21 protein-coding genes are annotated in these 25,433 nt (G+C 50.2%); 10 read left to right on the top strand and 11 right to left on the bottom strand.

Annotation, left to right across the window (positions count from 1 at the left end; translation table 11 throughout):
- Window positions 1-36: 36 nt before the first annotated feature.
- Window positions 37-1,083 carry a tRNA preQ1(34) S-adenosylmethionine ribosyltransferase-isomerase QueA gene (gene queA / locus CBP31_RS03880; protein ID WP_087034957.1) on the bottom strand — a complete coding sequence of 349 codons (1,047 nt, stop codon included), beginning with the start codon at window positions 1,081-1,083 and terminating at the stop codon, window positions 37-39.
- 249 nt (window positions 1,084-1,332) lie between these two features.
- Here queA and CBP31_RS03885 point away from each other — a divergent pair, with 249 nt between their 5' ends.
- Window positions 1,333-1,824, top strand: coding sequence for a CBS domain-containing protein (locus tag CBP31_RS03885; RefSeq protein ID WP_087034958.1), 492 nt, complete (start codon window positions 1,333-1,335; stop codon window positions 1,822-1,824).
- A gap of 42 nt (window positions 1,825-1,866) precedes the next feature.
- Window positions 1,867-2,448, top strand: a complete 582-nt coding sequence (locus tag CBP31_RS03890; protein ID WP_087034959.1) for an acyl carrier protein phosphodiesterase — start codon at window positions 1,867-1,869, stop codon at window positions 2,446-2,448.
- 305 nt (window positions 2,449-2,753) lie between these two features.
- Here CBP31_RS03890 and CBP31_RS03895 read toward each other — a convergent pair whose 3' ends face one another.
- The 5 genes from CBP31_RS03895 to CBP31_RS03915 form a co-directional block, all read right to left on the bottom strand.
- Complete coding sequence (locus CBP31_RS03895; protein WP_087034960.1) at window positions 2,754-4,601, bottom strand: protein kinase domain-containing protein; 1,848 nt, start codon at window positions 4,599-4,601, stop codon at window positions 2,754-2,756.
- Window positions 4,602-4,721: 120 nt separating this feature from the next.
- Window positions 4,722-6,017, bottom strand: a complete 1,296-nt coding sequence (locus tag CBP31_RS03900) for a 2-oxo acid dehydrogenase subunit E2 (protein WP_087034961.1) — start codon at window positions 6,015-6,017, stop codon at window positions 4,722-4,724.
- A gap of 8 nt (window positions 6,018-6,025) precedes the next feature.
- The gene (locus CBP31_RS03905) at window positions 6,026-7,003 is read right to left on the bottom strand and encodes an alpha-ketoacid dehydrogenase subunit beta (protein ID WP_087034962.1); all 978 of its coding nucleotides are present in this window, start codon (window positions 7,001-7,003) and stop codon (window positions 6,026-6,028) included.
- Window positions 7,003-8,187 (bottom strand): thiamine pyrophosphate-dependent dehydrogenase E1 component subunit alpha, encoded by a 1,185-nt coding sequence (locus tag CBP31_RS03910; protein WP_087034963.1) that lies wholly within the window; start codon window positions 8,185-8,187, stop codon window positions 7,003-7,005. The genes CBP31_RS03905 and CBP31_RS03910 overlap by 1 nt, the downstream gene beginning before the upstream one ends.
- Window positions 8,188-8,390: 203 nt before the next feature.
- Entirely contained in the window at window positions 8,391-9,989 is a 1,599-nt protein-coding gene (locus tag CBP31_RS03915) for an isocitrate lyase (RefSeq protein ID WP_087034964.1), read from the bottom strand.
- Window positions 9,990-10,741: 752 nt separating this feature from the next.
- Between CBP31_RS03915 and CBP31_RS03920 the strand changes: the two genes are divergently transcribed.
- The 3 genes from CBP31_RS03920 (at window position 10,742) to ahpF (ending at window position 14,426) form a co-directional block, all read left to right on the top strand.
- A protein-coding gene (locus CBP31_RS03920; protein WP_087034965.1) for an IS3 family transposase occupies window positions 10,742-11,934 on the top strand; the annotation gives its coding sequence in 2 pieces (ribosomal slippage) (window positions 10,742-11,039 and window positions 11,039-11,934; 1,194 coding nt in all).
- A 241-nt stretch (window positions 11,935-12,175) separates the two neighbouring features.
- The gene (gene ahpC / locus CBP31_RS03925; RefSeq protein WP_087034966.1) at window positions 12,176-12,742 is read left to right on the top strand and encodes an alkyl hydroperoxide reductase subunit C; all 567 of its coding nucleotides are present in this window, start codon (window positions 12,176-12,178) and stop codon (window positions 12,740-12,742) included.
- A 121-nt stretch (window positions 12,743-12,863) separates the two neighbouring features.
- Window positions 12,864-14,426, top strand: a complete 1,563-nt coding sequence (gene ahpF, locus CBP31_RS03930) for an alkyl hydroperoxide reductase subunit F (RefSeq protein ID WP_087034967.1) — start codon at window positions 12,864-12,866, stop codon at window positions 14,424-14,426.
- Between the two features lie 212 nt (window positions 14,427-14,638).
- Here the strand turns inward: ahpF and yejK are convergent, their stop codons facing one another.
- Window positions 14,639-15,634 carry a nucleoid-associated protein YejK gene (gene yejK, locus CBP31_RS03935; protein WP_087034968.1) on the bottom strand — a complete coding sequence of 332 codons (996 nt, stop codon included), beginning with the start codon at window positions 15,632-15,634 and terminating at the stop codon, window positions 14,639-14,641.
- 77 nt (window positions 15,635-15,711) lie between these two features.
- Here yejK and CBP31_RS03940 point away from each other — a divergent pair, with 77 nt between their 5' ends.
- Together CBP31_RS03940 and CBP31_RS03945 are read left to right on the top strand one after the other, a co-directional pair.
- Window positions 15,712-15,939 carry a YejL family protein gene (locus tag CBP31_RS03940; protein WP_087034969.1) on the top strand — a complete coding sequence of 76 codons (228 nt, stop codon included), beginning with the start codon at window positions 15,712-15,714 and terminating at the stop codon, window positions 15,937-15,939.
- Window positions 15,940-16,025: 86 nt separating this feature from the next.
- The gene (locus CBP31_RS03945) at window positions 16,026-17,894 is read left to right on the top strand and encodes a DUF3413 domain-containing protein (protein WP_087034970.1); all 1,869 of its coding nucleotides are present in this window, start codon (window positions 16,026-16,028) and stop codon (window positions 17,892-17,894) included.
- 646 nt (window positions 17,895-18,540) lie between these two features.
- Here the strand turns inward: CBP31_RS03945 and CBP31_RS03950 are convergent.
- Entirely contained in the window at window positions 18,541-19,068 is a 528-nt protein-coding gene (locus tag CBP31_RS03950; RefSeq protein WP_169712987.1) for an NlpC/P60 family protein, read from the bottom strand.
- A gap of 117 nt (window positions 19,069-19,185) precedes the next feature.
- On the opposite strand from CBP31_RS03950, the gene CBP31_RS03955 reads away from it, so the two are divergent.
- The gene (locus CBP31_RS03955) at window positions 19,186-19,983 is read left to right on the top strand and encodes a 4'-phosphopantetheinyl transferase family protein (protein WP_087034971.1); all 798 of its coding nucleotides are present in this window, start codon (window positions 19,186-19,188) and stop codon (window positions 19,981-19,983) included.
- 38 nt (window positions 19,984-20,021) lie between these two features.
- Window positions 20,022-20,858, top strand: a complete 837-nt coding sequence (locus CBP31_RS03960; protein WP_087034972.1) for a tetratricopeptide repeat protein — start codon at window positions 20,022-20,024, stop codon at window positions 20,856-20,858.
- A gap of 157 nt (window positions 20,859-21,015) precedes the next feature.
- Here CBP31_RS03960 and CBP31_RS03965 read toward each other — a convergent pair whose 3' ends face one another.
- From CBP31_RS03965 to CBP31_RS03975, 3 genes are all read right to left on the bottom strand, one after another.
- Entirely contained in the window at window positions 21,016-22,353 is a 1,338-nt protein-coding gene (locus tag CBP31_RS03965) for a sodium-dependent transporter (protein ID WP_087034973.1), read from the bottom strand.
- Between the two features lie 178 nt (window positions 22,354-22,531).
- Window positions 22,532-23,611, bottom strand: coding sequence for an AI-2E family transporter (locus CBP31_RS03970; protein ID WP_087034974.1), 1,080 nt, complete (start codon window positions 23,609-23,611; stop codon window positions 22,532-22,534).
- 12 nt (window positions 23,612-23,623) lie between these two features.
- The gene (locus tag CBP31_RS03975; RefSeq protein WP_407668783.1) at window positions 23,624-23,869 is read right to left on the bottom strand and encodes a sulfurtransferase TusA family protein; all 246 of its coding nucleotides are present in this window, start codon (window positions 23,867-23,869) and stop codon (window positions 23,624-23,626) included.
- Between the two features lie 96 nt (window positions 23,870-23,965).
- Here CBP31_RS03975 and bepA point away from each other — a divergent pair, with 96 nt between their 5' ends.
- Window positions 23,966-25,411, top strand: a complete 1,446-nt coding sequence (gene bepA / locus CBP31_RS03980) for a beta-barrel assembly-enhancing protease (RefSeq protein ID WP_087034975.1) — start codon at window positions 23,966-23,968, stop codon at window positions 25,409-25,411.
- The last annotated feature ends 22 nt before the right edge of the window (window positions 25,412-25,433 follow it).

Consider the following 25,433-nt stretch of genomic DNA (forward strand, 5'->3'; position numbering starts at 1 on the left):
AGGTGTAACACAACGCCACGCCTCACACTTTACTATTTACGCCTCACGCTTCGTCAGCAACATGGCATCGCCATAACTGAAAAACCGATAACGCTGCTCAATCGCTTGGCGATAGGCTTCTTTAATATGGTCATAACCGGCAAAGGCGCTGACTAACATCATCAAGGTGGACTCGGGTAAATGAAAGTTGGTAACCATAAGGTCCACCAGCTGAAACTCATATCCCGGATAGATAAAAATATCCGTGTCCCCATAAAAAGGTGCCAGCGGCTGCCCTTGTGCAAGACTGGCTTGGGCGGCACTTTCCAAGGAGCGCACCGAGGTGGTGCCTACGGCAATAATACGTCCGCCACGTGCGCGCGCGGCATTGATCTTATCTACCACTTCAGCGGGGACTTCTATGTATTCGGCGTGCATTTTATGATCCAGCACTTGCTCCACTCGCACCGGCTGAAAGGTGCCTGCCCCTACGTGCAGTGTCACAAAGGCTAACTCGGCGCCCTTTGCTACCAATGCGTCTAACAGCGCTTGGTCAAAGTGCAAACCCGCCGTGGGAGCGGCAACGGCACCGGGCTTTTCGTTATACACGGTTTGATAGCGCTCTTTATCCGCGTCTGTATCCGGTCTGTCGATATAAGGCGGCAGCGGCATATGGCCCACGGCTTCGAGAATTTCCAGCACAGAGCGCGGGTCATTAAACTCAATTTCAAATAAGGCGTCGTGGCGCGCCAGCATAGTGGCCTGCACATTCGGCTCTAAAATCAGCGCAGTACCCGGTTTGGGCGACTTAGAGGAGCGCACATGCGCCAGCACTCGCTTGTCATCCAATACCCGCTCCACCAAGACTTCAAGCTTGCCACCGCTGGCCTTATGGCCATAGAGGCGCGCTGGGATCACGCGGGTATTGTTGAATACTAATAAATCACCGGCATTTATCTGCGTCAATAACTGCTGAAAATGACCATGGCTAATGGCACCGCTGTTGCCATCTACTTGCAGCAGACGACTCGCAGTGCGCTCTGCCATAGGGTGGCGGGCTATCAGTTCATCGGGGAGTTCAAAGGAAAAATCGCGGACCAGCATACAACACCTCTTGTCTTAACGGGCGCTAGTCTAGTAAGGCGACCCTTTTGGATCAAGGCAATTCGATATAGATGGCGCATAATGAATAATATGAAGAGATAGCGTAAGGTCAGTAGTGAAGACAGACCTGAGAAATTAGATAACGCCTTGTAAGCGATAAGACTATTTTGTGGAAGACAGCTTTATAAAAGGCCGCTTTGCGACACCGCTAGGCCTTAGACTATCTTGATATAAAAAAGGGGAAGACTTATGTCAGCTATCGTCTCTGAAATTATGACCCGCGAAATTATCGGCCTGCCGCCCTCTGCCACACTCAATGAAGCGCGCACCTTAATGCAGCGCCATCATATTCGCCACTTACCCGTGTTGGAAGACGATCAACTGATCGGCTTGGTCAGCCAGCGCGATATCTTAGCGGCTCAAGAGTCTAGCCTAGAAAAAGGCCAAAACGGCCACTTTCTCGAACAGCATCCCCTGTCAAAAATCATGATTAAAGAGGTGGTGACCGTTAGCCCTAAGGCCGGCATTCGTGAAGCGGCGCTGCATTTACAACAACACAAATACGGCTGCTTACCTGTGGTCGATAAAGGCAAAGTCGTGGGCATAGTCACCGACAGTGATTTTGTAACGGTAGCAATCCATTTACTCGAGGTATTGGATGCACAGCTTGCCGAGCAACCCTTTGATGATTTGGACTCTGATGAGCTGGACTTAGCCATACCGCACCCAGCAGAAGAATAATCCATAATCCGTGACTAGAACCAGTAACCAGAGCCATAACACATGAACTATTTGGCGCACTTGCATCTGGCGCATATTAGCCACACCAGCTTAGCCGGCGCTCTATTAGGGGAATACGCCAAAGGCCAAATAGACACCCAGTTAGCACCCGAACTGCAACTGGGTATTCGACTGCATCGCCAGATTGACAGTTTTACCGATGCCCATCCGCTGCATCTTGGGGCAGTGCAAGCCATGCCTAGCCCCTTTCGCCGCTATGGCGGCATTATCATGGACATGATGTTTGATCACTTTCTGGCGCGTTTTTGGCATCGTTATCATGAGCAAACGCTACAAGATTTTATTGATGGGGCTCACCGGCAATTAATACCCGATGCCCAGTGGCCTGGCGCAATGGTGACGCTGGTGGCGCGCATGCAGCAATATCAACTGCTCGCCAGCTATCAAACTCTAGACGGTATTAGTCTGGCTCTTTCTCGCATCGACCAGCGCTTTCGCCGCCCTACGCCCCTGCCCCAATGCGCGCCGTTATTACACGACCATTATCATGATATGGAACAGGCCTTTCTCGGCTTCTACCCCGAGCTGATGGAGTTTGTGATCGCGAAAGCGCGTGAGGCGTGAGGCGTGAGGCGTGAGGCGTGAGGCGTGAGGCGTGAGGCGTGAGGCGTGAGGCGTGAAAAAATAACCACTAGATATTTTTTCGCCACGGAATACACGGAAGAACACGGAAAAATAGTGATCAGATTTGAAAGTGAAAGGCAGCTCCGAGCATCAAGCGTTAAGCACCAAGCTGAACAAAGGGCGGTGTTTATATGTTAGCTCGGTGCTGGGCGCTTAGCGCTAGTTACTACTACTGCGTCCGTGCGCTCCGTGTTCTTCCATGGCAAAAATAGCTTTATGTTTGTACTTGCCATCCTCTTCACGCTTTACCCCTCACTCTTCACAGCTACCTTAGGATTGGCCGGATAGAAGTAATCGGGCTGTACTGCTTGGCTGTTAAAGAAACGGGTATTTTTATGGGGCAATTTCATAAAGCCGGCCACGCCTTGATCTGTGATTTCAGGGATCAGCGCCACCACTTGTGCCAGCAAGGCGGCAAAGTCTGTTTCTGCGCGAACGTCGAGCAGCCGATAATAACTGTGCAACTTCAGATGCAGATCCGTGACTTCAAAAATAATGCAGCCACTGTGATGAATATCATTGAGCCTAGCGAGCACCGCCATCATAGGCGCGGGCAAAGTAAGCTGTTCATCAGGGTCTCGGCCATCTTCAAAATAGGAATGCTGGCGACTGGCATCCGCAGGGCTGGCATGGGTCGCTAAGCGATAAGCGAGTTGCATATCAGCGCTAGGCTGAAAAGGCTGACTGGCGTCAGCGCGGCTTAAGTGCAGCGTATTGCGCGCATTAAACAAGCAGGCTTTAAACAAGCCCACTTTGGTGATGCCTTGCGCCAACTTCACCACATTATTGACCGCTTGGGTAAAGGCCAGCTCCAGCTCGGCATCATATAAATTCAAGCTAGAGTCGATATACAGACCATCCTCTTGCCACTGCACCACCAGCCCGCCCATTACCGGATAACGGCCTAGACGACTGACGGCGGCCAAAAAGGCTTTTTCACCGTCACCCATGCCCGCCAAGTAATTTTTATAATAACGCGCTAACTGAGCATCATTAATATCGAGCAGCAAGCTGGGCTGGTCTTGCTCGGCTAAGGATTCCCGTAAAAAAGAAGTGCGTGACGAATAGACCACTGTGTCCATGGCAGAAGCATTTGAGCTCACCCACACTGGCAGCTCGGCCTGAAGCTTGGGCTGTGCTAATTCTGGCAACACTAAGTGCTGTAACCGCGCCATGGACTGCATAAAATAATCCCCGGCTTGGCGGCGCAGCTTAGGATCTGGCGCTAATAAGCCATCTAGCATCAGCGCCAGCTCTTTGGGCAGGCCTAAGCTGCGCGCGGGCAACACGGCTTGGCCAAAGCGACACCCCTGGCCCGAGGCCAAGGCATACAAGGTGGCCGCCACCCCTTGTTCATCAAAGCGCGGGTTAGATAAAGCGCCGGATCTTTGCTCTGCACCAATAAAGTAAATATCTCCTAAGCGAGCATTAGTGTGTTGCAAGTCCGCCGACATTAGTTGCATCACATTGCTTGAAACACACTGCCCCTGACTGTCGGTTTGGGCAAACACCGACGAGCCCCAATCCACTAGGCAGATGCGATTAGTGTTGGCATCAAACACAATATTTGAGGGCTTAATATCACCGTGTACTATGGGCCGCTGTTGGCCATCTTGTTGTTGGTCGCGTAGCATCTGCAAAATATCGACCAGCTGCACGCCAATATCCACAACTTGTCGGGCCGATAATCGACCGACGCGTAAGCTGTATTGCTCCAAGTCTAAGCCCTGTGCCCGGCTCATCATTAAAATGCCTTGTTTCTTAATGCGTTTATAAGTGATGAAACGCGGCACCCTAGGGTGATGCACTTGCGACAACATATAGGCTTCATCGGCGAGGCGTTCCCGCACCGCAAGCGCCAAGGTAATGCGAGAAAACTTAAAGGCATACTCTTGGCCCGATTCAGCCCAGCCAGCAAAGGTAAAGCCGTAGGCCCCTTGGCCCACAAGCTGAATATGCTGATAGCCTAAGCCCTCTAACTTGGCGATACAGAGTGCTATCCAGTCTTTGAGCTTTTTGGCATCACCCGCATTGAGCAAATACATCGACTGCTCTTCTGGAATATAAAAATTGTCTAGCCGATGCGCATCCATATCACCTGCCTCTCACTGCATAGCTCTCAACTGAATGTCTCTCTGCTGAATGTCTTTCTGCTGAATGCCTTGGCACTTAATGCCGTTTAACCTCTAGGCAGTTAACTTAAGGTCCTTACTTTAAGTTAACTGCGCCCACATGCGTTCGGGCTGCATTAAGTACTGACACCAACGGCGATTAAATCGGGCTAAGGTAGCGCCATCAATCACGCGATGATCCGCAGACCAACACACCATCATAATGGCCTGTGATTCACATTCGCCTTGCTCATTAAAGCGCGGCACAAAGCGCCATTTGCCTAAGGCGGCTATCGCGACCTGAGGTGCGGTGACGATGGGCGTGGACACCAATCCACCTAAGGCACCCACGTTAGATAAGCTAATAGTGGCCCCTTGCAGCTCATGAGGCGTAAGTTTCCCCGCCCGCGCCGCCGTGCTTAAACGCTCAAGCTCGGCCGCTATCTCTAATAACGATAATTGCTGGCAATTACGCAATACCGGCACCAGCAAACCGCTTAAGGTGTCGACGGCCACGCCAATATGATGCGGCTCTTGATAGTGAAGATGACGAGCCTCTTCATCTAAACGCGCATTTAATAATGGAAAATCTGCCAGCGTGAGCGACAGCGCTTTAATAAAAAAAGGCAATAAGGTGAGCTTACGTTGCTGCTCGTCAAACACCGGCGTTAAGCGCGCTTTTAGCTGCAGTAATTCATCCAGACGCAGTTCATCGCATAAGGTGAATTGCGGTATGCTGAGACTGGCGGTCATCTGTTTGGCCATGGTCGCCCTGATGCCGGTCAACGGCTCGCCAGCCTCAGTAGTTGGCAGGCTGTTTAGCTGCTCTTGCTTAGTCGAAGAAGGTGCTGCTGTGGTAATCGGATGCGTGGTGGCTGCGTGTCTGGTAGACGGGAGCGTTGCTAAAAAGACAGTCAAGTCCTCTTTACAGACTCGGCCGTTGTCGCCGGAGCCTTGCACCTCGCTTAATGCAATGTTTTGCTCGCGCGCCAAGCGGCGCACCGCAGGGCTGGCCACCACCTTACCTGTTCTTTGATTCGCGCTATCTTTGGATAGGCGGCTTTCAGCCTGATTAGCCTGAATACTGGTCACTGCATCATCACTAGACTCAGGCTCGGCAGGATCCGTAGTTGCGATGGTGGCGGCTATCTCCATGGCAAACAGTGGCGCATGCACCTTTGCTAACTCACCTTTAGCCACATACAGCTTAGTGATCACGCCATTATGCATGGCCGGAATTTGCACCAAGGCCTTATCGGTCATCACATCACAAATGGCTTGATCTTCAGTGACCTGCTCGCCTTCAGCTACCAGCCACTCCACCAGTTCACACTCCACTATGCCCTCACCTATGTCGGGCAAATAAAAGTCCTGTTGCTCTTGCTTCTCTTGACTCATGGTTTCCCCTAAAAGTTAACCGTGTCCATGATGGCGCTAAACACTTTGAGCTGATCTGCCTGATATTCTTTTTCAAGCGCCAATGGATATGGCGTATCTAAGCCACAGACCCGAGCAATGGGGCTTTCTAAATATAAAAAGCAACGCTGTTGAATAGTGGCGGCAATTTCACCGGCAAAGCCACCGGTCAGCGGCGCTTCGTGGCTGATCACGAGTCGACCGGTTTTCAGTACCGAGTCCACAATGCAGTCTTGATCCCAAGGTAAAATAGTGCGCAAATCAATCAGCTCACAAGACACGCCCTCCAGCTCCGCCAACACCACCGCCTTGGCGGCCACTTCCATTTGCGCGCCCCAGGCTAATACAGTGACATCGCAGCCGCTCTGCACCACTTCGGCTTTATCGAGTGGCGTTTCATAATAAGCGATATCCACCTCACCCACCGCAGCACGGTACAAGCGTTTGGGCTCCATAAAAAGCACCGGATCTGGGCAGGCAATAGCGGCCAACAATAAACCTTTGGCTTGGACAGGGTTACGCGGTATCACCACCCGAATACCTGCCGTATGGGCAAAATAAGCTTCCGGTGATTGACTGTGATAATGGCCGCCAGCAATGCCGCCCCCGTAAGGGGTGCGGATCACTAAGCCGCCTACATTAAATTCATTGCCCGAGCGATAACGAAACTTAGCGGTTTCATTCACTATTTGATCAAAGGCGGGATAGATGTAATCGGCAAACTGAATTTCAGCTACCGGCTTTAACCCTCTCGCCGCCATGCCATTGGCAAAACCGATAATGCCCTGTTCGGTAAGTGGCGTATTAAAGCAGCGCGCGGAGCCGTATTTTTCCTGTAACTGACTGGTGGCACGAAACACGCCGCCAAAGTGCCCTACGTCTTCACCGAAGCACACCACGTCTTTATCTCGGGCCATCGCCAGATCGAGGGCCTGATTAATGGCCTGCAACAAGTTCATTTCTGCCATTATTTGCACCTCGCGGCACTCAGCGGATAGGCCTCGGGAAAGCGACGAATATGGGCTTTAAGTTGAGCCAGCTGGCTGTGCAATAAGTCGGTGGGCTGCGCATACACATCCGTGATCAGGGTATCTATATGAGGTTTAGCTATCTTTTCGGCGATTTTGAGTGCTTCCAGCACTTCTTGGCGCAACACATCCGAGGCCAACTGGTCTGCTGCTTCGTCAAGCCAATCTTGCTGTAACAGCCAGCGACGATAGCGGGCGATGGGATCTTGACTGCGCCACCGCGTTTCTTCGTCTCGCGAGCGATAACCACTGGGATCATCCGACGAAGAATGGGCACCCAATCGATAAGCCATGGCCTCAATTAACACAGGTTGCTGGCCAGACAACGCCAGCTCGCGCGCTAGGCGCGTGGCTTCATACACGGCTAACGCATCGGCACCGTCCACCCGAATGGCGGGTATGCCATAACCGACCCCACGGCTGGCAATACCATCGCTGATATACTGCTCATGAGCCGGTGTTGAAATGGCATAACCATTATTACGACAGAAAAAAATCACCGGCGCTTTCAATACTGCAGCCATATTTAAGCCCGCATGAAAATCCCCAACCGAGGCCGCCCCCTCACCAAAGTAGCACAACGTAATATTGGGCTCGCCGCGTAGTTTTTGGCCATAAGCGTAACCGCTGGCCTGAGGGATTTGAGTGCCCAGCGGTGACGAGATAGTCATATAGTGCAGCGCCTTACTGCCATAATGCACCGGCATTTGCCGACCTTTGCCTAAGTCGTGTTCATTCGATAACAGCTGATCCATAAACTGGGTCAAACTGAAGCCTCGATAATGCAAAGCACCCTGCTCGCGATATTGCGCCATGATCATATCTTTATCATCCAGCGCCGCCGCACTGGCCACTGTGGTGGCCTCTTCCCCTAAACATTGCAGATAAAAACTGATGCGCCCTTGGCGCTGTGCCGCCAACATTCGTTCGTCTAAAATGCGAATAAACACCATGCTATGGTAGATTTTTAAAGCCTGTTCGCGGTTCAAATTAGGGGCTCTGGCGCGAGGAAATAAGCAGCCGTCTGCTTGTAATAAGGTAAAGGTAGGAATAGACAAGGCATGGCCGTCAATAAACTGAGGCTGATACACGCAATCTGGCGTGCTATTGCGGAGGTTATTCATGGCATCACTCCCATTACTGGCCGAGCGAGTATGAAGGTGGGCCAAAAGTTCAACGGCCACTGACTGTGAGGCCAATTATAACACTTGATTAATAATACGAGCTCCAGTCAGCAAGACCGGCCAAAAAAAAGGCAGCCAATTGGCTGCCATAAAGTAAGGGAACACTACTCTGAGCACACCTCAGAGGTCACACTTTTTTTATTTTAAACGTTTTCAAACTGCCCCATGGTGTTGTCTTTACCGCCCGCCTTCAGGGCAGCTTCACCGGCAAAGAACTCTTTATGATCATCACCAATATTAGAGCCTGCCATATCTTGGTGCTTCACCGTGGCAATGCCCTCGCGAATTTCTTTACGCTGCACATCGGCTACATAAGCCAGCATACCGCGTTCACCAAAGTAACCCTTGGCCAAGTTGTCGGTCGACAGCGCCGCCGTGTGATAAGTAGGCAGTGTGATCAAATGATGGAAGATACCGGCTTCGCGCGCCGAGTCGCGCTGGAAGTTAGCTGTCCATTCATCCGCCAATTGACCCAGTGCGGAGTCGTCATAATCCACACTCATTAGCTTTTCTCTGTCGTAACCGCTCAGATCCTTACCTTCTTCTGCCCAAGCGTCGTATACCTGCTGGCGGAAGTTCAGGGTCCAGTTAAATGACGGGCTGTTGTTATAAACCAGCTTCGCATTAGGCACAGTTTCGCGAATACGATTCACCATGGCGGCAATTTGGCCGACGTGAGGCTTCTCAGTTTCAATCCACAACAAGTCAGCACCGTGCTGCAAGCTGGCGATACAATCCATCACCACTCGGTCTTCGCCTGAGCCTTCTTTGAACTGAAACAAGCCAGAGGCTAAGCGCTTAGGCTTCACTAACTGACCGTTTTGTTTGATCACCACATCGCCATTGTTAATGTCTGCGGCGCTGTTAATGATGTCGCCATCGATATAGCTATTGTATTGGTCACCTAAATCGCCAGGCTCGTTGGTAACGGCAATTTGCTTGGTTAAGCCCGCGCCCAAGGAGTCGGTACGCGCCACTATCACGCCATCGTCAACGCCGAGTTCTAAAAAGGCCAAGCGCACCGCATTAATCTTTGATAAGAAGTCTGCATGGGGCACAGTTACTTTGCCGTCTTGGTGGCCACACTGCTTTTCATCAGACACTTGGTTTTCAATCTGAATACAGCAAGCGCCGGCTTCAATCATTTTCTTGGCCAGCAAGTAAGTGGCCTCATCGTTACCAAAACCCGCATCGATATCGGCAATAATCGGCACTACGTGGGTTTGATGATTATCAATTTGCGTCTGAATATCGCGCATCTTAGTCGCATCATCCGCCGCTTCTGCCGCTTCAAGATCACGGAATAGATGATTAAGCTCCCAGGCATCTGCTTGACGTAAGAAGGTATACAGTTCTTCAATCAAGTCCGGCACTGCGGTTTTTTCATGCATGGATTGATCCGGCAGCGGACCAAACTGTGAGCGTAACGCCGCCACCATCCAACCAGACAGATACAAGTAACGGCGCTCTGTGCTGGCAAAGTGTTTCTTGATGGAAATCATCTTCTGCTGGCCGATAAATCCGTGCCAGCAACCGAGTGACTGAGTGTATTTAGCGCTGTCTTGGTCATAGTTCGCCATGTCTTCACGCATAATTTTTGCGGTGTATTTGGCAATGTCTAACCCAGTTTTAAATTTATTCTGGATACGCATACGCGCAGCATGCGCAGGCTTAATGGCGCCCCAGCTCGGGTTTTGTTTGAGTAAAGTGGTAAGTGCATCAAGTTCGCTTGCGTATGGCATAGTGTCTGTCCTTTATGAGGCTATCAATTAATATGCGTACTTTACTTGTAAACTAAATACTTCTAGAACCTAGCTACTCTTAAATCCGTACTGGCTCTGTTATGAGGGCCGCAGGTTATTTTTATTAGATGTCGGTTAAGTAGCGTTTTACCGCATCTTTTCATTGTCATCGCTTCCGTTTATTTTGCGCCGCGTTACAACCCTAATCTGACCAAAAAACAAAAGTAAAGCAAGCCACGCAGCAACAAATTTATAACGCAGGTCACATAACCGCCTGTTTCCACCCCTAAAATATGATCTTAAAATCAAAATTTAGACGCTTAGACTGGCTAATTAACAGCTAAATCATGTCATAAACGCTTCGATCAGCTTAAATACACGCTAACACTCCAATTAACGAGATAGAACATGCCGCTTTATGAAACAGGATTGCTTGCCGCTCATTTCTTAACATAAATATCTCGCGAAGCAAACATCTCTCTCGACGCTCAGCTAGCCCTCATTACGACTTAGACTCTCACTCCCGCCTAATGCTGCACAGCAAAAATATTTACCATTTAACTCGACTCAGCTCACATAAGTACATGAAAAAATGCAATTCATGTCTGTGTTATCACGTTATTTAAGCGCCATTTCTTAATTTTCTGCAGCTATCTTTCCCTCGTACTCCCCCTGAATACCTCTTATCTCACTTACTATCGGCTCTGGAATGGCCCCGAATAAGTAGACACTTCTTCAGAGTGAGGAAGTGTATGCAATACCGAACCAAACGTAAATTTAGTAATGAATTTAAGCGGGAAGCCGTTAAACTCTCTGTTTCATCACCTAAAACATTAGCTGAAATCTCCAGTGAGCTGGGGGTGCATCCGAACGTATTAAGCCGTTGGCGTCGAGAGTGGATAATGGACAAACCAGATTCGAAACAGGATAAGCCCGTTAAAAATGAAGGGCCAGATAAAAGCCTGCGTCAGTTAGAGCAAGAGAATAAGCGTCTTAAGAAAAAGCTAGAGCGCGCTGAACTGGAGCTCGATATCTTAAAAAAGCTGGAAGAGTACGCTACCAAGACACGGCGATAAAATTTGCCTTCATCGACCGGTATCGCAGCATGAGCTGGACGGTACTGGTGATGTGTCGCGTACTCCAGGTATCTCGTGCGGGTTATTATTGTTGGAAGCAGCGCCAACGAGAGCCTTCGGTTCAGGCGGAGCGTCATCGCAGTCTGCTCGCCTTTTTATTGGCTGAAGCTGAACAGCAACATGGTATTGCGGGTTATCGGAAATTGTGGCGCGAAGCGGTTGACCAAGGCTTTGCTTGTGGTAAGAATCAAGTGCAACGCCTATTACAGAGTGTGGGCTATCGTTCTTGTGTCGCGCCAAAGCCCGGGCATCGTAAACATAAGCCAGGCATCGCTGCGACGCCGAATCTGTTAAACCGACAGTTTACGGTTGCAGAAGAGAACCGTGTTTGGGTGTCAGATATAACTCAAATACGCTGTGAAGAAGGCTGGCTCTATCTGGCGGTAATAATCGATCTTGCTACCAGACAGATAGTGGGCAAGGCTCAAGGGCCGGTTAATAGTGCTGAATTAGTGATTAAGGCCTTAAAGCAGGCTTGGAAGAAGCAGAAGCCTGATGGCCGTGAGCTGATGTTCCACTCAGACCAGGGCAGCCAATATCATTGTATGGCGACCATGACGTGGTTGAATAAACGTAAAGTGACTATCAGCATGTCTCGCCGGGGAAACTGCTGGGATAATGCGTGTTCAGAAAGCTTTTTTGCTTTACTGAAAAAGGAATGGACCCGCCGTTTAGGGCTGTTAACTCGTAAAGAGATGGCGGAAGAAATACACTTCTACATCACGCAGTATTACCACAAAGTAAGACAACACACTGCGCTGGGAGGATTAACCCCCAACGCATATGCGCAGCAACTTAATGCGGCTTAAACTGGTGTCTACTTTAGTCGGGCCATTCCACTCTCCAACCTACTACCTACTACCTACTACCTACTACCTATCCTCTCTCACCTGTCATTTAGCACACCTAATAACTATCGAAACCATTGATAGCTAAAAGCTATCAATACAATAGAAACTAGCAGTTTAACTTTAACGATACTAAACCCTAATATTGACAGCGTTACCAAGGCAATCGCCTACTTTTATATCAATATTAAGGAATTAACTTATGTCTGTAGCTATCAATACTGAAATCAAGCCTTTCGTCGCTCAAGCCTTTCACCAAGGTAAATTTGTAGAAGTAAGTGATACAGATCTCAAAGGTAAATGGTCTGTGGTGTTCTTCTACCCAGCAGATTTCACCTTCGTGTGCCCTACCGAGCTGGGTGACATTGCCGACCATTACGCCGAGCTGCAAAAGATGGGCGTAGAAGTGTTCTCGGTATCGACCGACACCCATTTCACCCACAAGGCATGGCACGACAGCTCCGACACTATCGGTAAGATCCAGTACTACATGGTGGGCGACCAAAGCGGCACCATCACCAACAACTTTGGTGTGATGCGTGAAGGCCAAGGCTTGGCAGATCGCGCCACCTTTATTATCGACCCGCAGGGCATTATTCAAGCCATTGAAGTGACCGCCGAAGGCATTGGTCGTAACGCAGAAGATCTATTGCGCAAGCTTAAAGCCGCTCAGTATGTGGCCGCGCATCCTGGTGAAGTGTGCCCCGCTAAATGGCAAGAAGGTGAAGCAACCTTGGCACCGTCATTGGACTTAGTCGGCAAAATCTAAGCCGTACTGAAGTCTCACCTCAGCCGCACTTAGGCCGTACTTAAGCCGAACTCAAGATGCTAACGCCTGCTCGGCGGCACAGCCCGCCGAGCCTTTTCTTCATTACGCACAGGACACGACTATGTTAGATGCCAATTTAAAAACTCAACTGGACGCGTATTTAAAAAATATCGTCTCGCCTATCGAAATCAGCGTGTCCAGTGACAACGGCCCTAAGGGCCAAGAATTAATGACGCTGGCCCACGAAATCAGCCAGCTCTCAGCACAGATTAGTTTGCAAGAAGTGCAGGCTAAGCGCTCACCCAGCATGGGCATCGCCGCCGCTAATCAAGTACCACGCATTCATTTTGCCGGCATTCCTATGGGCCATGAATTTACCTCACTGGTATTAGCCCTGCTGCAAACCGGCGGCCACCCGTCAAAAGTATCGCCAGAGCTAAAACAGCAAGTACGCGAGCTATCAGGCGAATATCACTTTGAGACTTATATTTCGTTATCTTGCCAGAACTGCCCCGACGTGGTGCAGGCGCTGAATCTGATGGCCACCCTGAATCCCAATATCACCCATGTCATGATTGACGGCGCCCTGTTTCAAGAGGAAGTCGAGCAACGCCAAGTGATGGCGGTGCCCGCCGTCTATCTAAATGGTGAGCATTTTGGTCAAGGCCGTATCAGCCTAGAAGAAATCATCAATAAGTTGGATACGGGTGCGACGGATCGCCAAGCTGCCAGCTTAAATGAGCAAGCGCCCTTCGATGTATTAGTGGTGGGTGGTGGACCAGCAGGTGCCGCAGCCGCTATTTATGCGGCGCGTAAAGGTATTCGTACAGGATTGGTAGCCGAACGCTTCGGCGGTCAGGTTCAGGAGACCATGGGCATAGAGAACTTTATTTCCGTGCCCTACACCGAAGGCCCAAAACTGGTGGCAAGCCTTGAGCAACACGTAAAAGAATACGGTGTAGAGATGATTACCAATCAGCGCGTGGCAGACATTACAGCATTTTCTTCCACTAACTCGGACCAAGCAGGCTTACAAGTTTCATTGGTCAGTGGCGCCACGCTTAAGAGCCGTTCGGTAATTTTGGCGACCGGTGCCCGCTGGCGAGAACTGAACGTGCCGGGTGAACAGGAATATCGCAATAAAGGCGTGGCCTATTGCCCACACTGTGACGGCCCTTTCTATAAAGGCAAACGCGTGGCGGTGGTCGGTGGCGGTAACTCTGGTATAGAAGCGGCCATCGACTTGGCGGGTATAGTGGAACATGTCACCGTATTGGAGTTTGGCGACTCGTTACGTGCAGATGAGGTGCTGCAGCGCAAAGCTAGGTCTTTGGCCAATATCGACATTATTACCAATGCCCAGACTACAGAAGTGCTGGGTGATGGCCAGAAAGTCAGTGGCATACATTATATCGACAGAGTCAGTGGCGAGCTGCAACATTTAAGTTTGGCGGGAATCTTTGTACAAATCGGCTTAGTGCCCAATACCGAGTTCTTGCAGGGCTCAGCGGTAGAGCTGACCCGCTTTGGTGAAGTGATCATAGACGCCAAAGGTGCCACCTCCACCCCCGGTGTGTTTGCCGCCGGTGATGCAACTACCGTGCCTTATAAGCAAATCGTGATTGCCATGGGTGCCGGCGCCACCGCCGCCTTGAGTGCCTTTGATCATTTGATTAGAAACTAGCAGCGCCGAGCGCCCGGCACCAAGCGCCTAGCTTAAAGAAACAGACACCGAATCTCACCGTTCGGTGTCTTACTAGTAGCTGAAATCTAACAATTATCTTCTCACAGGCTTTAAAGCCCACAGGCAAGTCCCAAACTTCACTCATAAAAAAGCACCAATCCCGCAGGTTCGATGCTTCAGCTTGGTGCTAGGCGCTGGGCGTTGCGGTTAAGCTATCCTTTAACCAACTGCGACTTCAAATTGGGTGGCAGGCCTTGAATAACCAAAGTATCGGTATTGGCGTCGTATTGAATGCGATCCCCTAGCAGCTTTTGATCGAAGCTAATGGTTAAGCCGCCGCCGGATCCTACGTATTTGGTGAGACCTTTGAGGGCCGAGCGGTCCACCGGAAACTTATCTTCCAGCTGATATTCTTCGCTGACAAACTGATAAAAGTCCAAGTCATTATCGGTGCCCATTTCGGCCGATAATTCGCGTAGCTCCAGCTCTTCGCCTTCTTTTAACTGCTCGCGGCAGTACTTATTAACCAGTGCCTTACTTTCGAGCTTTTCTTCGGGGCTTAATTGGCGCGCTTCACAAAATTCATCCACGGCTTTTAGCAGGCCTTGGCTTTGCGCCTTAGGATCCATGCCTTCCACGCAAGATAAGAAGTTTAAGAAAAAGTCAGACACCTTGCGCCCAGCACGGCCCTTAATAAAGGAGAAATAGCGGCGCGAGTCAGGACGAATACGCAGCTCAGTTAAGTCTAAGCGCGCGGCCAACTGCATCTTGCCCAAATCCAAGTAGCTGGCATGACTCACTTCTAATTTTTCGGTGACGGTGACGCTGTCTTTATTATCTAATAGGGCAATTAATAAGTAATGGGCGCCCAACCATTGGTAGCGTACAAATAACAATACGCCCTGCTCGCTCATGTCCAAGCGCTTGAGCTCGGCGAGCAAGCGCTCACCGGCCTGATGGCTAAAGGCGGCAAAGGTTAAGCTTTGATCTTCGACCCGGCGTACAAGATCGCGAAAGCTGTCGTCTTCGTCGTTAAAGTAACCAAAAATCTTACCGGCCTTGGTGTTGTAGATATGATGCAGCTCGGCCATTAACTGATTCACCGCGGGCCCTGTAGTGAGCTCTTCTTCACGCGTAGCAAGTTGGGTTTGGCCCTGCTCATCCAAAAATAGGGAATGTACTATGATGTGTTCTATGTCCAAGCTCATAACAGATTGCCGTAGAGTTGCCTGATGGGGTGGGGTATTATAGCCGTCCTGTTATCAAGATACATGATTGAACGCCCATGCCTATTATTTCCAAGTACGAAAAAGAATTTGACCAATTATTAAGCGAGCTTGAAGCCGTGATGGACCAGCATTTGGCACCTGCCGATTTACGCTTGATGGTGTTAGGTAATTTGGCGACCCATATTATTAATCACCAAATTGCCCCCGGACAACGCAAAGCCATAGCGGATAAGTTTGCTAAGGTACTCACTGCCTCGGTAGACACGCAGAAAGGGGCTCACTAAGAGCCTTTTTTATTACTGATGTTTGACTTTTACTCACGGCTGGCAGCGCACTGCTGGCTGATAGGTGTTAACGAAACTGCTTAATTATGCTCAAAACCGGTAATCTCTATCGCGACAATGTTTCTCACCTGATTGGCTGGGGACACTGGTTAGTCTTTTTTAACGTGCTGCTCGCCATGTTGGTGTCTAGCCGGTTTTTATTGATCGCCGGCTGGCCAGACACCTTGCTCGGCAGCTTTTATTTGCTGATCAGCTGGGCGGGGCATTTCGCTTTTCTGACTTTTTTTACCTATCTGCTGACGCTGTTTCCACTGACCTTTCTGTTTCCTAATCTGCGCACCTTACAATGGCTGGCAGCCGCTATTGGCACCGCTGCCCTCACGTTGTTACTGGTCGACTCGCAAGTATTTAGCCTATTTAAGTTTCACCTTAACCCCACTGTGTGGCGGCTATTATTAGAACAAGCGCAAACTGAGCAAGCCTCGGGTTGGGGCTGGCTGTTTGTCTGGGTGCCTGTGGTCTTCTTATTTGAGCTGTGGCTGGCTGGCTGGTTATGGCGTTGGAGTCAACGCCGCCGTCGCTCCCTTACGTGGCCATTAGCCGTGCCACTGTTGGCCTGCTTTTTTCTGACCCACAGCCTGCATATTTGGGCGGATGCCTATGTGTATACGCCGATCACCGAGCAAAAAGCGAACTTTCCGCTGTCATATCCCATGACCGCTAAGAGCTTTTTGATCAAGCAAGGCTGGCTAGACGAAGACCAATACAAGCAACTGTCTCAACAAGTGCCCGAGCACGCTAAGCGCAAGCTCAACTATCCGCTGCGGCCACTGTCGGTCACCGCCCCTGAGTTGGCACCCAATATTTTATTGGTCGTAGCCGATGGCCTACGTGGCGATCAACTTGATGCCATTACCATGCCTAACCTGCATCGTTTTTCCGAGCGGCACTTGCGCTTTAACAATCACTTAAGTGCCGGTAACAACACCCAAGCGTCCTTGTTTAGCTTGTTTTATAGCTTGCCCAGTCGCTACCTGCGTGATGCGGAGCAAGAAGGTGTGGCGCCATTATTGATCAGTGAATTGCAGCGCCAAGATTATCGCTTTGGTTTATTTGCCAGCGGCGGATTAGAAGAAACTGTGTATCAGAAAGCTATTTTCTCCTCTTTACGCCACAGCGCTTTTAGCCACGCCACCGGTGGCGCTAAAGGCGACAGTCACATGGTGTCTGAGTTTAATAGTTGGTTGGCACAGCAAGATGAACAACGCCCCTGGTTTTCATTTATCTATTTAGATGCCATTAACGATTTCGACTTGCCGGAGGGGGCCACAGGTCCCTTCCAACCGTCATTGTCTAAGATTAATCCGGCCCAGCCCTATCAAAACTCCGAGCGGGAAGCACTGTTTAATCGCTATCGTAACTCGGTGTTTTATACGGACCGCCTGTTAGGACAGTTATTATCCTTACCTCAGTACCGTAATGAACAAGACCCTGAGCGCGACACTATTATTATCGTGACCTCCAGTCATGGTATGGAGTTTAACGATTACGATAATAATACCTGGGGCTCAGGCAATGCCTACTCTTTGGCTCAACTGCAGGTGCCATTAGTCATCGCTTGGCCGGGCCGTGATCAACCCATGAGTTTTGATTACCCAACCAGCCAACTGGATTTAGCCCCGAGCCTGATGCGCCAAGCGTTAGGTGTGCAAAGCCCCACGCGCAGTTACAGTACTGGCCAGTCGCTGTTTAAAGCCAGCGCAGACAGGTGGCGCTTAGCCTCTGACGAAGATGAATATGCCATTTATCAGCATAACGACATCACGCTGTTTAATCGCCGCGGCGACATGCAATTGTTGCGTGCCAAAGACTACCAACTTGAGTCTAATGACAGCCCAGAATTATCGTTATTACTGCAAGTGATGAGCGATTTAAATCGCTTTCAGGGTAAGTAAGCCCAGAGCTAGAAGCCAAGTAACAGTTCATAACTCGTGTGGATTGAGTAGCAAACTTGCCCTTAGAGACTCAAGATTTTTTGCCACGGAAGAGTTCACAAGCGACCAGTAATAGAGCTTCCTGATTACCCACAAAGATCAGCCATGTTTCAGTGAATTCAGCATCAATTAATTCAATAGGTTACAGTGAAGTGCCCGCCTATTCGGTAAAGAATATGAGGCTCAGTTTGGTATTTTGACCTTGTAGGGGCCAATTTATTCGGCCCGGTTTGGTGTTTTGGTTTACATCTAAACCTCAGTAACAGCCAGCAGAGCTGGCCTGCCGAATAAATTTGGCAGCTACAAAGAACAAACCGAAACAGGGTGCATTAGGCTGAGGCTCATACGTAATCAGGTAGAGCTTTGAGGGTTAAGATCTTACCCCTTAATAACTTGGCATTTTTCGCGCTTATATCTATTTTCCGTGGCTTCCGTGGCAGAGAAGATCTTTAACCTTAATCTTTAACGGGCTGCTTAGCAGAAGATATTAGGGTTTAAAACAAGTAGGTGGTCCTTAGCCTGCGCCCATAAAAAAACACCGAACTGATGAGGTTCGGTGTTTTTTTACTAACTACTGATAACTTACGGCTGAAAGCGGCGCGTTAAATTATTCACTGCCTAATAAGCGGCGCGCTTGCCAGTAGCGGCTGCGCCAATACACGTTGTCTAACCGCGAAATGGTCACACCGACACTGGAAGAGGCATGAGCAAATTTACCATCACCAACATAAACGCCATTATGTTGAGTGCGGCCGGTACGAAAGAACACTATGTCGCCGGGCTCTAACTCTTGCTTGCTAATTTCGTAACCCAGCTCCACTTGTTCATAGGTGCTTCTGGGCAGCTCCATGCCATAGGCTTCTTGATACATATTGCGCGTAAAGGCCGAACAATCGATACCTTGATCATCTACACCACCAAAACGGTAAGGCGTGCCTCGCCATCTTTGATACGCTTGAGTTAAGTTACGCATGGAGCTCAGAGTCTGCTTTCGCTTCATCGGCACCGTACTGATACTGTAAGTTAGGGAAGAAGTAGGCTTTTTTGCAACCAACTTTTTTCCTGACTCTTGCTTGGGGCTGCTACTGCAACCGGCAATCAGCAATAAGCCGCAAAGAATAATTACCTTTTTCATAAGAATATGGCAACCAGTTGTTAATAGGGAGTAGTGTTAACAATAATGGATATTGATGATAATAAATATTAATCGCACTGATAGTAGTGCAGAAGGTAGGGGCTTTGCAAAAATATTATGAGTAGAAACAAGGTTATTTTTACCCAGCTGCTGATCTGTGACGCAGATCACCTCATTTTACCCGCCAATGCCCAATGTTCACTGTCAGCGCCGGAGCGGCTTCGTCTGGCACAGATAGCGAATCCAGTGCCGGCTAAGCTGTTTCTGCTGGGTCGTTATCTGCTGCGCCAACTGTTGGCGCCCAGACTCCTACTTAGTCCGTCCCAGATCCCAATTTCGATAAATAATAAAGGCAAGCCAGCCTTAGTTATACCTGATAAATGCCCGCCTAGCAGCCTGCAGCCCGCCAGCTTACTGCCCGACGAATCAAACCCTAACTGGCACTTTAATATCAGCCACACCGGCAGCCTATTGGCGCTAGCTATCAGCAATCAGGCGCCCTTGGGCGTGGATCTGGAATCGCGCCAGCTATCAAGCACTCAAATACAGCGCTTAGCACGCCGTTACTTTAGTGAAGACGAGCAAGCTTGGCTGGCTCAGTATCCGGAGTCTGAACATTTTTTGCGGTTATGGACCATCAAAGAAGCCGTACTTAAAGCACACGGTGGGGGCATTGCCAATAACTTAAGCGCCGTGCACTGGCAGCCCTACCAAGATTATGCCCAGTTTGACGAGCAGCACTATCAGTTGCAGCATTTTTTATTGCAGGAGGATAAAGATACCAGTAGCCGTCTGACTCTTGCCATACAAGGCGCTCAGGCTGCGCCATTGGAGCTATTGAGCGTGGCTGATTTAGGGCTAACGCTTGAAATTAGCGGTGATCAGCCCAACATATGTGTAAGCCAAGGCATATAAGCCCTTAAATTTTTTCTTATCCAGCGAGATGCGTATCTATGATAGTTGACATCAATGTACAGAATTTTCAGCAAGCGTTAATTGACGCCTCCATGGCTAAAACCGTGGTGATTTTCTTTCATGCAGAGGCAGTGCCCGAATGCCTAGCCATGAGCCCAGTGCTGGAAAGACTGATTGGCGACCATCACGCCCAACTGGATTTAGCCCGTGTCGACGTAGCAGACCCCCAACTGCAAAGCTTGGCCTCGCAATTAGGCCTGCGCGCGTTGCCGGCTATGGTGGCCTTTAAAGACGGTCAACCGGTAGATGTGTTAGAAGGCCCCCAAGACGAAGCGGCCATTACCAACTTCTTAGCGCCCTACCAGCCCAACGAGGCGGAGTTATTGCTGGATGAAGCCAAGCAGACCCTAGGCACTGACCCACAAGCGGCCTATGGCCTGTTACAGCAAGCTCGCGCCCTAGAAGACAGCCCAGCTATTCGCCTTTACTTGGCGGAAGCGGCGCTGGCCTTAAATAAGCTGGAAGAAACCAAGCAATTACTCGCCAGCATCGGCATGGCGGATCAAGATAGCCAATATCAGCATATTTTGGCGCGTTTAGAGCTGGCAGAAGAAGCTGCCGATAGCCCAGAGATCCGTGAATTAGAAGAAAAGCTGGCCGCAGAGCCTGAGTCCTTGAGCTTAAAAGAAGAATTGGCAGTGCAGTTATTTCAAGCGGGTCGCCAAGAAGAAGCGTTGCAATTACTGGTCAGCGTATTGCAAAAAGATCTGGCCTTTGGTGATGCCAGAAAACACTTCTTAGATATGTTGATCACCTTAGGCGCAGACCCTATTGCCTCAACTTATCGCCGCAAGCTATACAGTATGCTTTATTGAGTAATAGCGCCCGACGCCCAGCACCAAGCGCCGAGCTAAAATAGAGCAAAACCGGATCCTGACTTTCGTCAGGAAGACGGCAGAAAAAAGCCCCGCACCTTCTAGGTGTGGGGCTTTTGTTTAGCTGGGCGCCGGGCGCTCGGCCCTCGGCGCTAGTTTACCAATTACTGGCGATGACCAAGATAACCAATAACGGGCAAACCACACGCACGTAAGTGGGCCAGATCCGCCAGAATAAGCTGTTGGCCAGCTCAGGTGTGCCTTGTACCAACTCTTCAAATAACTTAGCCCGCCCCCACATCCAACCGCCTAACAGCACGAAGCCCAAGCCGACTAAAGGTTGAATTTGCTGGGTAGACAAGCGAATAACGAAGCCAAACAAGCTGCCAAAATTAAAGCAGATAATCACGCTCAGCACCGCCAATCCTGTGCCCAATACCCAAGTCATGAACGGCCGCGAGGCTTTAAAGCGCTCGGTGGTATAAGACACCGGCACTTCTAACATAGAAATCGACGACGTCAGGGCCGCTATGGCCATTAACACAAAAAACACCAGCGACATCACCAGCCCAGACGGCCCCATGGTCTCGAATAAGGCAGGCAGCACGGTAAAGACTAAGGTGTCAGAGTCCAGCAGACTGCCGTCATCGGCAAAAATAGTCACGCCGTTATTCATGGCCACAAACATGGCCGGTAAAATTACTAAGCCCGCTAAAAAAGCCACACCGGTATCGAGTAAGGTAATTTGCAGCGCAGTGCGCGGAATGTTTTCTTGCTTACTCAGGTAAGAGCCATACATCAACATGGAGCAGCCACCTATGGTCAGCGAGAAAAACGCCTGCCCCATGGCACTCACCAATAATTTAGGCTCTAAGACTTTGCTAAAATCCGGTACTAAATAATGCTTGAGGCCAGCCATGGCGCCTTCTTGGGTGAGGATATAAAAAAACAGCACCAAAAATAGCACAAATAAGGCCGGCATTAGCCGAGCAGACCAACGCTCGATGCCGTTGCGCACACCCGCTTGCACCACCAGAATTGTTAGCAAATAAAAGATCAGGGTGCCCACAATATTGCGGCCCAAGCCAAAGGCTTGCAGCCACTCGGTGGCACTGTCCCAGCCCATTAGCCGCGTCATGGCCGCAGCCAAGAAGGCCAGCAGCCAACCGGCAACGATGGCATAAAAGGTTAACACTAGGCTTGGCACCAACATGCCCAAATACCCCACGGCCGCGGCGAGCCGCTTTTGTATGCCACTGCGGCCCAGCTTTCGCACTGAGTCCACGGGGTTAGCTTGGCCGTAGCGCCCGATGGCCACTTCCATCACCAACATGGGAAAGCCCAGCAGCATCACCAAGAATAGGTACGCCATTAAGAAGGCGCCGCCACCATTGCTGGCCGCTTGTGTGGGAAAACCCCAAATGTTACCTAGCCCTACCGCGGCACCTGCCGCCGCCATGATAAAGCCAAAGCGTGAGCCAAAATGTTCTCTCACTTTTCTATCCTTTATTGCGTTAAACCGTGAATTTAAAACCAATATGCAAACATAGAGCCCGACCAAGGAAAAACCTTCGTCGTCATACCGCGACCCTGATGTTCATCAGGAAGACGGCATAAGTACAACACACCGTCTTTTAGCTGGGCGCTGGGCACCCTGTTTTAGTTCTGTAGCCTTAAGCCTCTTTGTGTTCTATGGCTGGCACTGGGTCATCGCCCGGCCAAGCGTTAAACACGGCTTTCACTAGTGTTGCTAGCGGAATGGCAAAAAACACCCCCCAAAAGCCCCATAGTCCGCCAAAGATCAGAACCGCCATAATAATGGCTATCGGATGCAGGTTTACCGCTTCTGAAAACAAAATCGGCACTAATACGTTGCCATCCAGCGCTTGAATAATGCCGTAAGCGACGATTAAGTAAAAGAACGGTGGGGTAAAGCCCCACTGAAACAAACCCACCATGGCTACGGGTACGGTAGCCGCCGCCGCACCTATATAAGGGATCAGTACCGAGAAGCCCACCAACACCGACAGCAACAAGGGATAGCGCAAGTCGAGCAGCATAAAGGTGATATAACTAACGCCACCAACAATACAGATTTCTATCACCTTACCGCGCACATAGTTGGCAATTTGTACGTTCATTTCTCGCCATACTCGCGATACCAACTCGCGATTTCTTGGTAGAAAACGCCGGCTGCTGTTCATTAATTGACGCTTATCTTTGAGCATAAAGAACACCAGCACCGACACCAAAATCAGATACACCATCAGCACAGCCGCATTGGTCAGAGAGCTGAATGACACACTGACAATGGCATTAGCCGAGCCCAGCAAGCGGCTGCGCCCATCGTCAAGTATGCTTTGCATCAAGGTCACATCCACAATCTCTGGGTAGCGCTCGGGCAGTGTGAGCAATGCGTCTTGGGTGCTGGTGATCATGGTGGGTATTTCACGAGCCAAGTTGGCCATTTGCGATAAAAAGGTCGGCACTATACTGATCAACGAGACCACCACCACTATGGCGAATAGTAGTTGTACGACTGCCGTCGCCAATACCCGTCTAAGCCCCCAACGTTCGAGGCGACTGACCGGCCAATCCAATAAATATGCGATCACCACAGCGGCAAAAAATGGCGCCAAAATATGGCCGAGAAAATACACCACCACAAAGCCAAATAGCAGGCTTAAAAATAGCGCCACCGCACCGGGATCCGTAAAACGAGTCCGATACCAATGCTTAATAACGTCTAGCATGCAATTCGTTCCTTATGGTGCTTTGGTAATGAGTAAGATCAGCAGATGGCCATCGTCACTTTCTTCGGTGAGTCCGTGCCCCATGCGTAATAAATAGGAAGGAATATCTTGGCGGGATCCCGCATCTGAGATACATAAACGCAATTGTTGTCCTACAGAGGCGGTTTTAAGCCACACTTTCATGCGCAGTAATGGCAGCGGGCAGCGCCACGCACTTGCATCCAGTGTTTCCACCTTATCTTCGGTAAAAAATGACACTCATTATCCCTTGGCTGGCAACCACAAACAATGCTTGTTACGCCTTATGGGGGCAGGTATTCTGCTACAAGCACACTATAAAACAAGGTAATTAAAATGGGTTTTCATGCGACCAGGTTGGCACTGGCGTTTTCTCTGCTGTTCATGGCTCCAACGCAAGCTGCGAATGGCTTGCCCGATATCGGTACCGCCGGCGTCAGCGCTATGTCCATTGAGCGAGAAGCCCGTTTTGGTCAGGCCTTTACCCGTTTTGCGCGCGCCAACCAGCCGGTGATCGACGATCCAGTACTCAATGAATACGTGACCGACTTAGGCCTGCAGCTATTATCTCAAGCGGATGCGGTGCGGTTTCCGTTTCGGTTTTTACTGATCAACGACGACACCATTAACGCCAGTGCCTTTCTCGGGGGCGTGGTGCAGCTGCACACCGGCTTATTCTTGTATGCAGAAAACGAAAGCGAGCTGGCGTCTGTTATCGCTCACGAAATCACCCACGTGACTCAGCGCCATATTGCTCGCTACCTAGAAGCCCAGTCCCGCAGTACCCCACTCACCGTAGCCGGCTTAGTGGGCTCAGTGGCTTTAGCCTTGGTTAGCCCACAAGCGGGCATGGCCGCCTTGCAAACCACCCTCGGCTTAAAGATGCAATCGGCCATCAACTATACCCGAGATAATGAGCTGGAAGCGGACCGCATTGGCTTGCGTTTACTGAGTAATGCCGGCTTTAATCCGGATAGCATGGCCAGCTTCTTTCAAAAACTGGCCGATAAATATCAGTTTGCCAGCACACCGCCGCCTATGCTGCTCACCCACCCTTTACCCACCAGCCGTATTGCGGAGGCGCGCAGCCGAGCGCAAGATTACCCTAAGAGCCAGCACCCGGCCAGCTTAGACTTTCAGTTAGCAAAAGCGCGGGTCATGGTGCGTTTTCAGCGTAACAGTGGCAATGAGTTGCATCTCTTTTTTGAGCAAAAGGCTAAACAAACCAACGGAGCTTGGCAAACTGACGCCGCCCGCTATGGCCAAGCGCTGGCCTTGCTAAAAATTAATAAAGAAGACTTGGCTCGCCCTCTGCTTAATGAATTAGCGAGTCGTCATCGAAATAACATTTTTATTCTAGATGCACTTACCGACTTGGATAACGCCCAAGATAAGCACCAAGCCGCGATTACCCGTTTACAACAGGCTCAGCAGCACTTACCTAATAATCAGGTGGTAATGATCAACCTCGCCGATAGCATGCTGCAAGCCGGCCGTTATGCAGAGGCCGTCACTTTGCTGGATAACTATTTGCGCCGTAATCCAGAAAATCCCTTAGCCTGGGAGTTGATTGCCCAAGCCTATCGCCCCCTCAGTGATGAGTCGGCGTTTCGCCAAGCCCAAGCAGAAGTGGCCGCACTTAAAGGTCGCTACGACCTGGCCGTCGACCAAATGGAAATTGCCGCTAATCTGTCTAAAGACAGCATGCAGCGCGCCCGCCTCGGCGCCCGCTTAGTACAACTGCGCCAGCAACAGCAAGAATGGGAAGAGCTGCGCAAGTAACCAGCGCTATGCCAAACTAACC

The organism is Oceanisphaera profunda (genome assembly GCF_002157895.1).
Lineage (GTDB): Bacteria > Pseudomonadota > Gammaproteobacteria > Enterobacterales > Aeromonadaceae > Oceanimonas > Oceanimonas profunda.